Source organism: Bradyrhizobium sp. WSM2254 (genome assembly GCF_000472645.1).
Classification (GTDB): Bacteria; Pseudomonadota; Alphaproteobacteria; order Rhizobiales; family Xanthobacteraceae; genus Bradyrhizobium; species Bradyrhizobium niftali.
Genome location: NZ_AXAB01000056.1, coordinates 1 through 14285 on the forward strand (window position 1 = coordinate 1; position 14285 = coordinate 14285).

Sequence of the window (14285 nt, forward strand, 5' to 3'; positions counted from 1 at the left end):
TACTCATCTGTGGACGCCCCGCGAGATGCAAGCGATTTTTGAAGAAGATCGGCACGTAGTCGGATGCTGCCATCTGTCCGGCCTCTGATGGTGCAGCGATGAAGCTGCGGGCCCGTATGGGAGTTCGCAGACCGGAACCAAATCATAAAAGCGTGCTCTGGGCACGATGAGTACGCCTGGTTCTTCCGGCCTCGTCTCGCCGACTGTTGCGCCATACTCTCCTTCGACCGACTACACCTCCGACGACCTCAGGTCCGCCAGGATCACGCCTTGGCTGCGACCGGAGCCCTGTAATTCTCCTGCTTGATAAGTAGCGCCCAGACGATCCGCGCCATCTTGTTGGCGAGGGCGACTGTTACCAGCATGCGTGGTTTGCGAGCCAGCATCTGTTCGAGCCACGAACCCCTTGGCGCACCGCGTTTGCTTGCCTGTTGCACAACCGCGCTGCTGCCGATGATGAGGAGGCGCCTAAGCGTGCGTTCGCCCATCTTGGATGTCGCACCGAGCTTCTGCTTGCCGCCTGTCGATCTTTGAAGAGGCGTGAGACCGAGCCATGCCGCGAAGTCACGGCCTTTGGAAAAGGTCTCGGCCGGCGGTGCTAGAGCGGCGATCGCGGTGGCGGAGATTGGGCCAATGCCAGGAATGGTCATCAGCCTGCGCGATACCTCGTCTTCGCGAGCGCGCCGAGCGATCTCCTGGTCGAGATATGCGATCTTGCCATTCAACTCGGCGAGCAGGTCTAGCATCACTCGTAACATGGGGCGGGCCGCTTCGGGAAGTGAACTGGCCATAGCTTCTTCTTCGATGTGGTCGGTAAGTTTCGCCACATGTGATGGCCCCTTGGGCGCGATCCAACCATACTCCGTGAGGTGTCCTCGGATCGCGTTGATGAGCTGGGTTCGTTGCCGCACTAACAGGTCACGGGTTCGAAATACCAAGCCCGCAGCCTGTTGCTCCTCGCTCTTTACGGCAACGAACCGCATGCTCGGCCGCTGCGCGGCTTCGCAGATCGCCTCAGCATCAATCGCGTCGTTCTTTTGTCGCTTCACAAATGGCTTTACATACGCGGGAGGGATCAGCCGAACGCTATGGCCAAGCTGCGCGAGCTGCCGAGCCCAGTGATGAGCTCCTCCACATGCCTCTAAGGCTACTGTGCAGATCGGCTGAGCCGCGAAGAAATCCAGCAACTTTCCCCGGCTGATCCGTTTGCTGAATAAAGTCCGTCCTTTCCCATCCGCGCCATGAACGTGGAAAACATGCTTGGCGATATCCAGACCGATTATGCTAACCTCTGCCACGGACGCCTCCCTTAAGTGGTGCTAAACACCTCCACTTTGGCACATCGATGCCGTCGGCGGGGCGTCCACCCCATCATAAGTCTTCGTCGATGTCCGGTTCGCCCCGACGCCGACCGCCGTCCACTTCCACGCCGTGGTGGTCCGGACGGTGCGATCGTGGCCGAAGTCGTTTTCGATGGACGGCGTGTTGCTTCGTATATCGACATGCTACCTATCTTTGAAGGTCGGCTCGGTACATCCGCCGCAAACCCAAGGGAAGGTCCAATCAGCGGTGCGCTTTGCGCTCTCGGGAAGGTACCTGCTCCAAACCGAAGCCTTGATCGGGTTGATTGACTGCCAGACCACATCGAAGCTTCCTGAAGCCTGGAGCTTGCCGATCATGACTGGCTTGGAGAGATGATGATTGGTGTTCATCACCACTTCAAAGCCGCTTGGCGCACTGACTCGCTGGCCGTACATGGCTTGCCTGACGGCATTGACATCAGCCGTGCCTGCTTGACTGACAGCCTGAGTCCACATTCTGAAGCCAAGGAAGGTCGCTTCCATCTGATCATTTGTGGTGGTGTCCCGCTGTTCGTTGAAATCCGCCCACATTTTCACGAACACGTCGTTTTCCGGCGACTTGACGGACTGAAAGTAGTTTCGCGCAGCCAGGTGCCCGGCAAGTCCGCCGAGATCCAGGCCACGCAACTCCCGCTCGCTGACGGTGAGAGACATAAATGGCGTTCTGCTCGTATCGATCTGTTGCTTCACCAGCTCGGCGTACAGTTGAACGTTTGATTCACCGATGACGGTTGAGATCACTGCCGTCTCCTCCGGAGGCATAGGCCTTCACGCTCTGAACGATCTCGCGCCAGTCGGATTGGTCCGGCGATGCGTAGATCGCCGTAATGTCCTCTGAAGGCACACCCTCGGTCGCGAGATAGACGCTCATAATCTCGTTGGTCTTGCGCGGATAGAGATAGTCGGTTCCGAGCAAGACCCATCGGCGAACATTGCCACCCTCCTTGCTCATCAGGTAGCGGATCGCCGGTATCGCCTGCTGGCTCGGCGTGGCGCCCAAGTAGAAAACGTTGCGAGAACTTTCTTCGCCTTCGGATTGAACGGGATAGTAGAGCAAGCCGTTCATTTGCTCGAAAATGGGAATTGCCGCTTTTCGGGAAAGAGACGTCCAGCCGCCAAAGACCACCGCGACCTTGTCCTGGGTCAACAACACGCCGGCCTTTTCGGCAAAGGTGTCCCGATCGGACGCGGGGTCGGCAACGACCGGCTCGAGTCGCTTTCCAAGCAGCCCTCCCTTCCTGTTCTGGTCCGCAATCAGCATCAGGACCGTGTCTTTGAGGACGGACTCGCTAATCGCCAAGTTGCCAGACAGTGAGTGCAGGATACCGACCTTGATCGTGTCTTGGGCGGCGTGAACGAATGAACCGGCGAGGCTCAGCCAGAGCGCCAGCAGCGTCGACAGAATGCCGCAAGACAGCGGTGACTTACTCATGTCGATGCCCCGACGAGTTCGAAAATACGAGTTTCGCGTGTCATGCCCTTGGCAACGACGGCATCAAGAGCCCTGAACTTGAAGAGACTTTCGACCCGAGAGTACACATCCTCACTAACCAGGATCGTTGTCCGGGTATCCTTGTTCAGGCCTTCAAGGCGGGCAGCGAGATTGACGGTGTTGCCGAGCGCCGTGTAGTTCATGCGCTCGCTGGATCCGAGGTTACCGACCACCGCTTCGCCGACATGAATGCCGAATCTTGTGATGAAAGGCTTCAGTCCATCGGCCTCGAACTCGACGTTGAGCCGCTCGCCGGCGGCCTTCGCTGCCAGCACCGCCCGGCAAGCACGGGCGACGTGATCCGCCTGCGGGTTCGGCGCGTTCCAGAAAACCATCAACGCGTCGCCGATGAATTTGTCGACCGTGCCCCCTTCAGCGAGGAACGCTGCCGTCATTGCCGAAAAATACCGCGACGTCTGGCGCATCAGCACGTCTGGGTCCGCAGCCTCGGCAATGGTAGTAAAGCCCTGCACGTCGGTGAAAACCAGCGTGACCTCCTGCTTGACCCCGCCGAGCCTGGTCGAGATGGAATTTTCGATCAACCCGCGGACGATCTCCTTGGGAACGAAGTGGGCGAACGACCATATCGCGCGCTGCGCGAGATTCATTGTACTGCCCAGCGCGTGGATTTCCTTGATATAGGACGTTACCGGCACCAGTTCGGGCTCAGATAATGTCTGCAATTGGCGGGCCTGAGCGGTAACGCGCTGGATGGACCGCGACATCTGGCTGCCGAACATCCAGACGATCGGAAGGAAGGCAGCGCCAACCAGCATCGCAAGGACAAGTCCGGTGAACTGAAGCCTGCGGACATTCTGAACGAAGTCGTCCTGGGCAGCCAGTAGCAGAATGCTGCCGTTGTAACGTTCGCCGAGCGCGAACTTCGTCACTCGGAAGAGAAAGCCCTTGCCCGTCCCGTCATCGATGCTTCCTTCATAGCTGTCCCGGTTGTACGAACCGCGGATCACCGAGGCCATCATTCCCGTATTGATCTCATCGATGCTCGGCAACGACGATCGGGCCGGGTGCGTCATTGCATTCGTAACGAGGTCTGAAAATTCGGGGTGGGCGATAATTGATCCTGCCTGGTCGAAAATCATGACCGTACCATGCTCGCCCGGCCGCTGAGCCTGGACAAACTCGCTGAACGTATCGAGCTTGAGGTCGGCGGCAAGAACGCCCGGCACCTTGCCTCGCAGCGGCGCGCTCACGGTGATGACCGGCGCGCCTATGCTGTACGCGAGGTAGGGCTCCGAAATGTAGGGATTATCCGCTTGCATCGTCGCCCAATACCAGGAACGTTTGCGGGGGTCGTAGCCGTATTTCCACAGGTCGAGCTCTGCAATCTCGTTGCCTTGCTTGTCCTGAAAGATGCGCCGTAGCGGCAGATCGCCGTCCATCGTAGGGCGTATGAGACTGATCGCAATCTCGGCGTTCGCCGGCGCGCGCAAGCTCTCGCGCTGCTCCTCGGTAAGGCCTCTGATGCGCCGCACCTGGAGCCAGGCACCATTCTCGAAACCGGCATAGATGCTGTCCATCTGCGGATATTCTTGCAGCGCGGCCTTGAACAACGGAATTGCACGGCCGGTCTCGCTCCTCTCATTGGAGTCTGCGACGCTCGAACTCGTAGCCAGCACATGGACCAGGGACGAAATCGTGGAAAGCTCGCCCTGAAGCCGGCCGAGCACCTTGGTGCTGGTTGCGTCCATGTAGGCCGACGCGGCTTCGCGCGTGGCAAAGCGCAACGAGCGCAGTTGAATGGCGACCAGCAGCAAGGTCAGCGCCACGACAAACGACATGACCGCAAAGGTGATGGAGGTCCGGAAGGTGAACATCCGTGTCTACCCGATCGTCATTCAGGCGCTCTACGGTTCGCTTCGGCGCGATTGCCCGCTCACCGTTTGCTGGCTGTCGTTTATCCGAATATTCCCGCTGTCGCGATAGTACTCCAAAAAGCAGTAATGGCTGCTGTCCAAATGTCACATGGAGGTTGTGTCACCTTCATTTTGACCTTTCCAGGCCAAACCCACCATTTAAGCTACTGTCGGAAAATGGAGTTTCGTCCGCTTCAGCGGTGAGCGGGCTCATCATGAGCTTGTATTGTCCGGAGCCTGCCGCGCCTGACAAGCTGTCGCTAACCTAGGATAGCCCACCCATGTGGCGGCAGCGTAAGCTCGGTCCTGCCGCCCGCCCTGCACACCGCGCCTGATCCTGCGAGCCTGTCGACGCCGGAATCGATGGTGCGTCCGACCGTTGCGTCGGCCAGGTTCAGCGCAACCCATAGCCGATCGCCTTCATCGAATGCTTCGAAGACCAGGTCCGTATTGCGAATCTCGACCATGCGGGTCTTCGCCCGAACGAGCCATGGATGCCTCCGCCGTAGTCCGATCAGCTCCTGATGCAGCCGGTACGTCGGCCAGCCGAATGGCGCCAGCTCGGCCGGCGCCGCCGGAAAGGCCGGACGGATCGCGTCGTCGCCTCCGGCCCGGCGCTCCTTGATTCCACGGAACGCCTGTTCATCCCCCGCATAGATCGAGGGGGTGCCGCCACAGGTCATGAGAATGACCAGCGCGTGCGCGATGTGCCGTTCGTCCAGAAGCTGGCTCGCGATCCGCGTAACGTCGTGATTGCCGATGAACGTCTGCGGCACGAACCGGTCGATCATCGCATTGTGCCGCGCGAGCGCCCATGCGAGCTCATGGAAGTTGCGATCGTTCAGGGCGCTCCAGATCGCCTTCCAAAGCTCGTACTGCGTGACCGCATCGACGCCGGTCGCGTCGACGAAGCTGGCATAGTCACCGTGGATCACCTCGCCGAAGATGTAGGCGTCGGCATGCCGCGCGCGAACCACGGGCAAGACGCGGTTCCAGAATTGCCGCGGGACAGCATAGGCCGCGTCGAGGCGCCAACCATCGGCACCGCGATCAAGCCAGTGGTTCATCACACGTATGACATAGTCGGCGACCGCGGGTTCGTCATGATTGAGCGTCACAAGCTGGTGGTGACCTTCGAAGGTCGCGCAATCAGGCTCCTTTCCGTCCGCCGGCCAGGTCAAGCGAAACCAGGAGGCTTCCGGCGATTGCGGACCGCCAGCGACGGCGCGCTGAAAGCGCGGAGATTGGCGGCCCATATGGTTGAACACGCCGTCCAGGATAATGCGCAGGCCGCGGCGACGAGCCGCTTCGACGAATGCGTCGAAGTCCGCATCGTCCCCAAGCCGCCTGTCAATCAGGAGGTGATCGGTCGTGTCGTAGCCATGGGTCGACGAGGCAAAGATCGGCCCCAGCAGGATACCGGACGCGCCGAGCTCCACGGCGTAATCCAGCCACCGGACAATGTGGTCAAGGCGATGCACGATGCCGGTACACGCGCTGGCCTCCCGTTCGGCGCCGACGAAGCCGAGCGGATACACATGCCACCAGATGGCGTGCTCGATCCAGTTGTTCACGCGCCCCTCCAAGCCACATTCACTCCTCAAGCCGGTCGCCACCCTTGACGAAGATCATGCCGATCGCACCGAGGGTCAACAGCACGGCGATCGGAACGAGACCGACGGCCTGGGACTGAAAGCGCGCCGTCAGGATTCCAACCAGCATCGGAGCGATCCAGACTGTCGTGCTGGCGGTCAGGCCGAACAGCCCGAAATAGGAGCCAACACGCATCGGCGGCACGATCTGAATGATCATGGCGCGCCCCGACGCGATCGAGGCCACCGCGAACGCCGTCATCGATCCCGACAGCAGCATGAAGGCGATCTCGGGCACGGTTCGAAAAACCGGGCCGCTCCAAAGCGGCCGCGCGGCCGGGTCATGGGGCCAGAAGAAGATCATCCGGTCCGGCGTCGTGCCGAGCACCATGACCAGCAGAACGACCGTAACCGATATCTGGACGATGATGGCGCGGCGCGTGCCAAGTCGCGCGTTCAGGCTTGCCGCCAGCAAGCCGCCGAGAGCAGCGAATGCGATCTTGACGACGGCAAAACTCAGCAGCTTGAAGCCGTGCCATCCCATCACGCCCGAAGCATAGATGCCTTCGAAGATGATGAGGGTGTGAAAGCCGTCGGCATAGAAGGTCCGGGCGATCAGGAATTTCAGCAGATTCGGCTGCTTTCGCAGACCGGCGATCAGGTCGAACACGTCCCTTGAACCGAGGCGGATCGCCCTCAGGAAGGTCTCGCCCGATGCCGGCGCGTCGATGGTGAAGCGAAGCAGCATCAACAGGCCGACGCAGCCGAGCGCTGCGATCAGAGGCCCGATCGATCGCTCCATCTCGTGGCTTGCCTGCGAGAAGCCAAACAGCGGCACGTCGGGGATCCCGAACCAATGCAACTGCCCGGGAAGCGCAAATCCCCACAACAGGAACGTCATGATGGCGACGGACACGAGATTTGCGACCCCCAGGCTGACACCCGAGTAGCGGCCAACCCGCGACATCCCGACCGCCGGTCCCAACATCGCGTTATGCAGGATCTCGGAATAGACGAACAACAGATTGAGCGCCATCACGATCACCAGCACGGCATGAACCGACAGTCCGCTGCGGTCCGGCTTCGCCCACCACAGGCTGACCAGCAGCGGCAACGAGATCAGGATGCAGGCCGTGATCCACGGCTTTCGCGGGCCCATCCGGTCGAGCGAGGCGCCGAGAAACGGCACTGTCACGGCTCCGACCAAACCCGCAACAAAGCCGTATCGAGCAAACAACGTCTGCCCAAGCACGGGATCGCCGATCATGATCTTGCTGACATAGGGTGCAAAGATGTAGATCTTGAGCAGCACCAGATACGGGATCCGCGTCGCCTCGTAGCCGACCCAGGACCACGCACTGAGCGTCAGCGTGCGAGAGCCGGAGTTCGCGGTCGTGACAGGTCGCAACGCGGCGATAACATCCTCAGACATCCGGTGCGTTTCCCTGTGGCGCGGCTGCTACGATCACGCGCGATTGTTGCGACGGGCTCTTTTGCGATCAGCCACCACAAACCAGGTGACCAATGCCGGCCATGGCATCGATCCTATCGTCACTGATCGCGATCCGCCTCATCTGCGCGAGACGTCCGCGCACTTCCATGGATATGGAAATATGCGCCGGACGCGCGGATCAGTTCGTATGCCCACCCGGCGCGGCGATGCGTGCGAGCCGCGGCGACAGCGCGCCATCCGGGCCTAGCTTGTCAGCATGGAACTGAAGTCGCGCGGCGATGCGGCCGAGCCCGACGCCCTCCGCCCAGAACATCGGGCCTCCCGTGTGCGCAGGCCAACCGTAGCCATTGAGCCAGACCACATCGATGTCAGACGCGCGCTGCGCGATACCCTCATCGAGGATCTTCATGCCCTCGTCGATCATGGGATAGAGCAGCCGCTCCAGGATCTCATCGTCCGTGACCTGACGCGAACGATAACCCCGGCTCCTCGAAAACTCGGCAATGAGTGCCTCGACTTCCTGCGACGGCGTCGCGACCCGCTCTGCGTCGTAGTCGTAGTAGCCCTTCGACGTCTTCTGGCCGCGGCGGTCACGTTCACACAGCAGATCGCGAATGCTTTCGCCCTTCGAGGTCTCGCGCCGCCAGCCGAGATCGAGGCCCGCCAGATCGCTCATCTGGAACGGCCCCATCGGAAACCCGAATTCGGTCAACACGCGATCGACATCCCAGGGTCTTGCGCCTTCGAGGATCAGCCTCTGCGCCTGCGCCTGTCGCCGGCCCAGCATGCGGTTGCCGATGAACCCCGGGCAGACGCCCGAAACGACGGCGATCTTGCCGATCCGTCCGGCGAGGTCCATGGCGGTCGCAAGCTGCGCCGGCCCGGTCTTCGCCCCACGTACGATCTCCAGCAACCGCATGACGTTCGCCGGCGAGAAGAAGTGCAGGCCGATCACCGCCTCGGGCCGGTGCGTCTCCGCGGCAATCACGTCGATGTCGAGCCGGCTGGTGTTCGACGCCAGAATGGCGTCCGGTTTGGCGATCGCATCGAGCTTGCGAAACACATCCTTCTTGACCGCCATGTTCTCGAACACGGCCTCGATGATGAGATCGCTGTCGGCGAGGTCGTCGATGCCGAGGCTCGGCGTCAGCAATGCCAGCGCACGCTCGGCGTCTTCCGCGGCGAGGCGGCCGCGGCTTACGGCGCGCTCGTAGTTTCGGCGGATCGCGGCGATGCCCCGCTCCAGCGAAACCTGGTCACGCTCGACGATCGTCACGGGAATGCCGATCGACAGGAAGTTCATGGCGATGCCGCCCCCCATCGTACCGGCGCCGAGGATGCCGACGCGTTGGATCGGGATCCGCGGCGTATCGGCACTCACACCATCGATCCTCGCCGCGTCGCGTTCGGCGGCGAGGATGTGCTGCTGTACCTCCGACAGATCGAGCTCGCGCTGGCTCATGCAGTTCCCCCATGAAAAATCTCGAACAGGCCGGCGGCACCGATGCCGCCTGCGCAGCACATCGTCACCACGCCGTAGCGGGCCTTGCGGCGCCTCCCCTCATGCATCAGATGTCCGACGCAGCGCGCGCCCGTCATGCCATAGGGATGACCGATCGCAATCGCCCCGCCCGAGACGTTGAGCCGCTCGTCGGGAATGCCGAGCCGGTCGCGGCAATACAGCAGCTGCGAGGCGAACGCCTCATTCAGTTCCCACAGGTCGATATCGTCGATCCGCAGTCCGTTGCGCTCGAGCAGCTTCGGTACCGCGAAGACCGGGCCGATCCCCATCTCCTCCGGCGCACATCCGGCGACCGCCATGCCGCGATAGGCCCCGAGCGGCTCCAGACCGCGCCGCTCCGCCTCCGCGGCTTCCATCAGGAGCACCGCCGCGGCGCCGTCGGACAGTTGCGAGGCGTTTCCGGCGGTGACAAATCGCCCCTGCTTGACAAAGCGCCCGCCGCCGAACACGGGCCTGAGCTTCGCGAGATCCTCAAGGGTGGTTTGCGGACGATTGCCCTCGTCCCGCGTCAGCGTAACCTCCCTGCTGGCGATTTCGCCGCCGGCGTGATCCATGATCGTCATCTCGGTCGTGAGCGGCGCGATTTCCCGGTCGAAGCGGCCTTCGGCCTGCGCTGTCGCCGTCCGCTGCTGCGATCGCAGGGCATAGTCGTCCTGCGCCTCGCGACTGACGCCGTACCGCTCCGCAACGAGCTCGGCCGTCTCGATCATCGAGCTCGTGAGACCCGTCGCGCGGCGGAGGATCCAATCGTCCCACGCGCGGTAACGATTGACCTTGTCGTTCTGCACCAGGCTGATCGATTCCAGGCCGCCGCCGATCGCGACCGGTGCACCGTCATTGATGATGTATTTCGCGGCAGTCGCGATCGCCATCAGACCGGACGAGCATTTGCGATCGATCGACATCGCGGCGACGCTGTCGGGAAGTCCGGCGCGTAGCGCAGCGTGACGGGCGACGTTGTTGCCGGAGGTCCCCTGCTGCTGGGCGGCGCCCATCACCACATCGTCGACCTCGGCTGGATCGAGCCCGGCGCGCTCGACGACTGCGCGAATGACGTGGCCCCCCAGCGTCGGCGCCGTCGTGTTGTTGAACGCGCCTCGATAGGCCTTGCCGATCGGCGTCCGCGCCGTCGATACGATCACAGCTTCGCGCATCAAAACTCCTCCTGTCCGGAACGTCCCGTCGATCAACCGCGCCGGGTTTTGGCCTGTGCCCTGCGTTCAACTGAGCTCGGCCGACGAATATCCGAGGATGGCACGCGCGATGACGAGCCGCTGGATCTGGCCGGTGCCCTCATAGATGTCGGTGATGCGGCCATCGCGCAGGAATTGCTCGACCGGATGATCGTGGCTGAGGCTCATTGCCCCCAGCAGCTCCATCGCGCGCTGCGGACCGCTGCGACAGAGCTCGCCGCCCTTTGCTTTTGCGACTGATGCCTCGAGATTGTTGGGCTCGCCGCGCGCCGCGAGCCAGGTGGCCCGCAGCACCGTCAGCGTCGCGGCCTCGATGTCGGCCTCGAGCTCCAGCAGCGTCTGCTCCGTGGAGGTCCGATCGTGCGGTCCCTTGTCCCAATCGACCGCGATCCCTTCCTCAGCCAGGCGATCCCGCGCATACCGGAAAGCGCCGAGCGCCTTTCCGATGCCGCCCGCGGCGACGGTCGGACGGGTAACGTTGAACGTCTTGAGCACCCCTTTGTAGGAGGCGGAGCCCTCGTCCGCGCTTTGCGGCACGCGCTCGTCGCCACCGATCAGGTGGTCGCGCGGGATGCGGCAATCACGAAACGCGTAGGCCGCGGTATCGCTGCTGCGAATTCCGAGCTTCTTTTCCTTGCGGACCAGCTCGAACCCGGGCGTGCCCTTCAGCACCAGGAACGATTTGATGCCGCCGCGACCGGCCGCCTTGCTGACGGTCGCCCAGACGATCGTGCCGTGGCACCGCACGCCATTGGTGACGAAGATCTTGTCGCCATTGAGCACCCACTCGTCGCCGTCGAGCACGGCGGTCGTCTGGATCGCCTTGGTATCGGATCCGGCACCCGGCTCGGTGATCGACATCGCCAGCATCAGATGCCCCCACCGCTTCTGCTGCGCGGGCGTGCCGGCCGCGCCCAGCGCCGCATTGCCCAGCGCCGATGGCGCCTGGCGCAACGGCACGCCGTTGTGCGCCTCGCGCTCGATCCTGATCAGCATCTGCAAGACCACGGATGGCGTGTCGTCGCTCGGCCGACGCCGCATCCGTTCGAGCAGCGAGGGGAACGCCGCGGCCTCGGCAAACGCCTTGGGCAGGATTTCGTCCTCGTGCGCGTCGTAGTGGCGCGCGTATTTCTCGCTGGCCTTTGCCTCCTCGGCGACACCAGAAAGAATTTCCAGATCGGTGTCGGAAAGCGTGAAATCCACCATGCTGCTCTGCTCCTTCATGCCGCCGCGAGCGCGCCGTGGATGGTCAGCATCCGCGCGTTGCGCAGCCACATCTCGAGCGGAAGGTCGCGGATGTAGCCGTGGCCTCCGAATATCTGCAGCCCATCATCGGCGATCCTGATCGCGCGGCGGTTGACGTAGTTCTGCGCAAGGACCGCCATTTTCGAAACATCGGCTCCTCGATCGAACGCGGCGGCCGCCTTCCACACCAGCCAGCGCATAGCGTCGCACTCGATATGCATATCGGCCAGCATGAAGGCGATCGACTGCTTCCTTGCGATCGGCTCACCGAATGCGACACGTTCCCTGGCGTACGGAATCGCGAAATCGGTTACCGCGCGCACCAACCCCACGGCGAGCGCCGCACCACCAATGCGCAGGCTGGCCAGCAGCGGGCGGATATCCCCGCCACCGCCCTCGCCGAGGACCGCGTCAGGTGGAAGCGAAACGCCGGCAAGCTCGACCCGGGCAAACCGCATCGGCGTGAGCCCGATGGTGCCGCTCTCGCGGGTGATCGTGACGCCTGGGGCACGCGGAGGGACGATGAAGGCCTTGATCCCGTCAATGCCCGGCGCGTCGGATGCCCGCGCGAGCACGAGCATATCCTCAGCCTCCTCGCCGAGTGGCACCAGCCGCTTGACGCCGGTGATCCGCCAACCGTCCGCCCTCGGTTCGGCGCGGGTGACGATCCGCGACGGATCGAACGCAAACGAGTCCTCGTGCAGCGCAAGCGTTGCCACGCGACGCGCATTCCCGCAGAATTTCGGCAGCTCACGTTTCTTCTGTTCTTCCGACCCGAGGTCGATCAGCGGGTTGACAAACAGCGACGATGCAGCGGCGGTGCCGCCGAGCCCGGCGCATCCGGAGCCCATCGCTTCCAGCATCAACGCGCCGGTCAGGGCCGAGCGCGGCGCGCCGTCGCCACCATAGGCCTCCGGAATCGCAAGCGAAGCCAGCCCCAGGGACCATGCTTCGTAGAGCAATTCGGCCGGCGCAGCGCACGTTTCGTCGGCCTGCCGTGCCCGCGGCGCCAGCTCCTCCTTCGCGAAGGTGAGGAGCATGTCGCGGATCTGGCTCTGTTCGTCAGTGACATCGAAGCTGATCATGATGCCATGGCTCCGCTGTCGAATGCGCTCGCGCGGTCGTCGCGGCCGGCGGTGCTCAGTGCGCGCATGGCGACGACAAGGTCCCGCGCCCGCTCGAACACCGCAAATCCCGCGGTCGAGAGCGCTTCGCGCGCGAAGGGTGACAGCAGGGTGTAACTGTAGATCAGGACGGGCTTTGATCGGCGCGCGCGGAGCGCGCCAAGCGCCGCCACGTCCAGCGAGATGCTGCGTTCGTTCGACAGCGACAGCGCCAACACGACGGAGTCGACGTCCTCGCCGTCAAGCAGCACCTCGAGCGACTGAAGAACGCCGCCCGTGAAAATGCCTTGCGCCGTGACATCGATCGGGTTCGCGGCGGAGCCATAGGAGGGGAACGTCGGTCGAAGCCGCGCCTGCAGCGTCTGATCCAATACGGGAACGCTGAACCCGGCTTCCGTGAGACATTCGCTCAGGACGGTTCCGGCGCCTCCCGCTGTCGTGACGATGCCGACACGACGCCCGGCGGCGACCGGGTTGGTCAGGCGTCCAAGCGCTGCCGCGATCGCATCATCCGGATCAGCGACCGCGATCACGCCGGTAGCCGCGAACATCGCGTCAAAATCCGTAGCCACGCCCGTATCGCTTGCGGTGTGCGCGACAGCCGCGCGGCGGCCGGCTTCGGATCGGCCGATCTTGATCACGATCACCGGCTTGCCCGCCGCTTGCGCCCGGCCCGCCGCAGCCGCGAACCGCTCGAAATCACGTACCTCCTCAAGGTAAGCGATGATGGCCGCACAGCCGGGATCGCCTGCAAAATGCGCGATGAAGTCGACCCCGGTGAGATCGCACTCATTGCCCGTCGTGACGACATGGCCGATCTCGAGGCCGGCGGCGCGCCCGCGACTGAATAGCGAGAAGCCGAGCCCCCCGCTCTGCGCCACGATCGCCACGCGACCGCCAGCCGCGTTTCGCGTCGAGCCCGAAAGCGAAGGCTCCGCTGCCGCGCTGAATGTCGCCGCGACGCATCCGGCGACGTTATAGAACCCCTCGCAATTCGGGCCGCAGATACGGATTCCGGTGCGTCGCGCAATGTCCGACAACCGCAACTGACGTTCGGCCTTCGCAACGCTTTCCTCGGCGAACCCCGAAGAAATGATGATCGCCGCACGAACGCCGGCCGCGACGCATTGTTCGACGATGTCGCAGACCAGCTCCGCTGGGAGGGCGATGATGGCGAGATCGATCGGGAACTTGACCGCGCCAATGGCGGGATAGCAGCGCAGGCCGTTGACCTCGCGGTAGCTCGGATTGACCGGTGCAATCCGTCCGGTGAAGCCGGCGCGGCGCAGCACCCGCAGCAACATGCCGCGGATGGAGCGCTGTTCGGCGGGAGCGGCGCCGATGACGGCAATCGAGCGGGGAGCAAGAAAGGTAGCGATCGACGCCGCGTCCAATGGGCGGAGAATTTTGTTCAAAGGACCATCCATGC

Annotated in this window: 9 protein-coding genes and 1 pseudogene; all 10 read right to left on the minus strand. The window is 63.1% G+C overall.

Features of this window, described 5'->3' with window-relative positions; translation table 11 throughout:
* Positions 1 to 263: 263 nt before the first annotated feature.
* The gene (locus tag A3M7_RS0132910; protein ID WP_027543953.1) at positions 264 to 1298 is read right to left on the minus strand and encodes an IS110 family transposase; all 1035 of its coding nucleotides are present in this window, start codon (positions 1296 to 1298) and stop codon (positions 264 to 266) included.
* Positions 1299 to 1505: 207 nt separating this feature from the next.
* Positions 1506 to 2793 (minus strand): annotated as a pseudogene (locus A3M7_RS51370) (ABC transporter substrate-binding protein).
* The gene (locus A3M7_RS0132920; RefSeq protein ID WP_027547738.1) at positions 2790 to 4688 is read right to left on the minus strand and encodes an adenylate/guanylate cyclase domain-containing protein; all 1899 of its coding nucleotides are present in this window, start codon (positions 4686 to 4688) and stop codon (positions 2790 to 2792) included. Before A3M7_RS0132920 ends, A3M7_RS51370 begins: the two are co-directional and overlap by 4 nt.
* 299 nt (positions 4689 to 4987) lie before the next feature.
* Positions 4988 to 6301, minus strand: coding sequence for an alpha-amylase family glycosyl hydrolase (locus A3M7_RS0132925; protein ID WP_027547739.1), 1314 nt, complete (start codon positions 6299 to 6301; stop codon positions 4988 to 4990).
* Positions 6302 to 6320: 19 nt separating this feature from the next.
* Positions 6321 to 7751, minus strand: a complete 1431-nt coding sequence (locus A3M7_RS0132930; RefSeq protein WP_049823822.1) for an MFS transporter — start codon at positions 7749 to 7751, stop codon at positions 6321 to 6323.
* Between the two features lie 199 nt (positions 7752 to 7950).
* Positions 7951 to 9234, minus strand: coding sequence for a 3-hydroxyacyl-CoA dehydrogenase (locus tag A3M7_RS45265; protein WP_063629479.1), 1284 nt, complete (start codon positions 9232 to 9234; stop codon positions 7951 to 7953).
* The gene (locus tag A3M7_RS0132940; RefSeq protein ID WP_027547741.1) at positions 9231 to 10448 is read right to left on the minus strand and encodes an acetyl-CoA C-acyltransferase; all 1218 of its coding nucleotides are present in this window, start codon (positions 10446 to 10448) and stop codon (positions 9231 to 9233) included. The genes A3M7_RS45265 and A3M7_RS0132940 overlap by 4 nt, the downstream gene beginning before the upstream one ends.
* Before the next feature lie 66 nt (positions 10449 to 10514).
* Complete coding sequence (locus A3M7_RS0132945; protein ID WP_198033850.1) at positions 10515 to 11693, minus strand: acyl-CoA dehydrogenase family protein; 1179 nt, start codon at positions 11691 to 11693, stop codon at positions 10515 to 10517.
* A gap of 14 nt (positions 11694 to 11707) precedes the next feature.
* Entirely contained in the window at positions 11708 to 12817 is a 1110-nt protein-coding gene (locus A3M7_RS0132950) for an acyl-CoA dehydrogenase family protein (RefSeq protein WP_027547743.1), read from the minus strand.
* Positions 12814 to 14271, minus strand: a complete 1458-nt coding sequence (locus A3M7_RS45270) for a CoA-binding protein (RefSeq protein WP_198033851.1) — start codon at positions 14269 to 14271, stop codon at positions 12814 to 12816. Before A3M7_RS45270 ends, A3M7_RS0132950 begins: the two co-directional genes overlap by 4 nt.
* Positions 14272 to 14285 lie beyond the last annotated feature (14 nt).

Bases quoted from the DNA above. Each gene is read 5' to 3' on its own strand.
- A3M7_RS0132920 (WP_027547738.1), bottom strand. From the start codon at position 4,688: ATGTTCACCTTCCGGACCTCCATCACCTTTGCGGTCATGTCGTTTGTC.
- A3M7_RS0132930 (WP_049823822.1), bottom strand. From the start codon at position 7,751: ATGTCTGAGGATGTTATCGCCGCGTTGCGACCTGTCACGACCGCGAAC.
- A3M7_RS45265 (WP_063629479.1), bottom strand. From the start codon at position 9,234: ATGAGCCAGCGCGAGCTCGATCTGTCGGAGGTACAGCAGCACATCCTC.
- A3M7_RS0132950 (WP_027547743.1), bottom strand. From the start codon at position 12,817: ATGATCAGCTTCGATGTCACTGACGAACAGAGCCAGATCCGCGACATG.
- A3M7_RS0132940 (WP_027547741.1), bottom strand. From the start codon at position 10,448: ATGCGCGAAGCTGTGATCGTATCGACGGCGCGGACGCCGATCGGCAAG.
- A3M7_RS0132945 (WP_198033850.1), bottom strand. From the start codon at position 11,693: ATGGTGGATTTCACGCTTTCCGACACCGATCTGGAAATTCTTTCTGGT.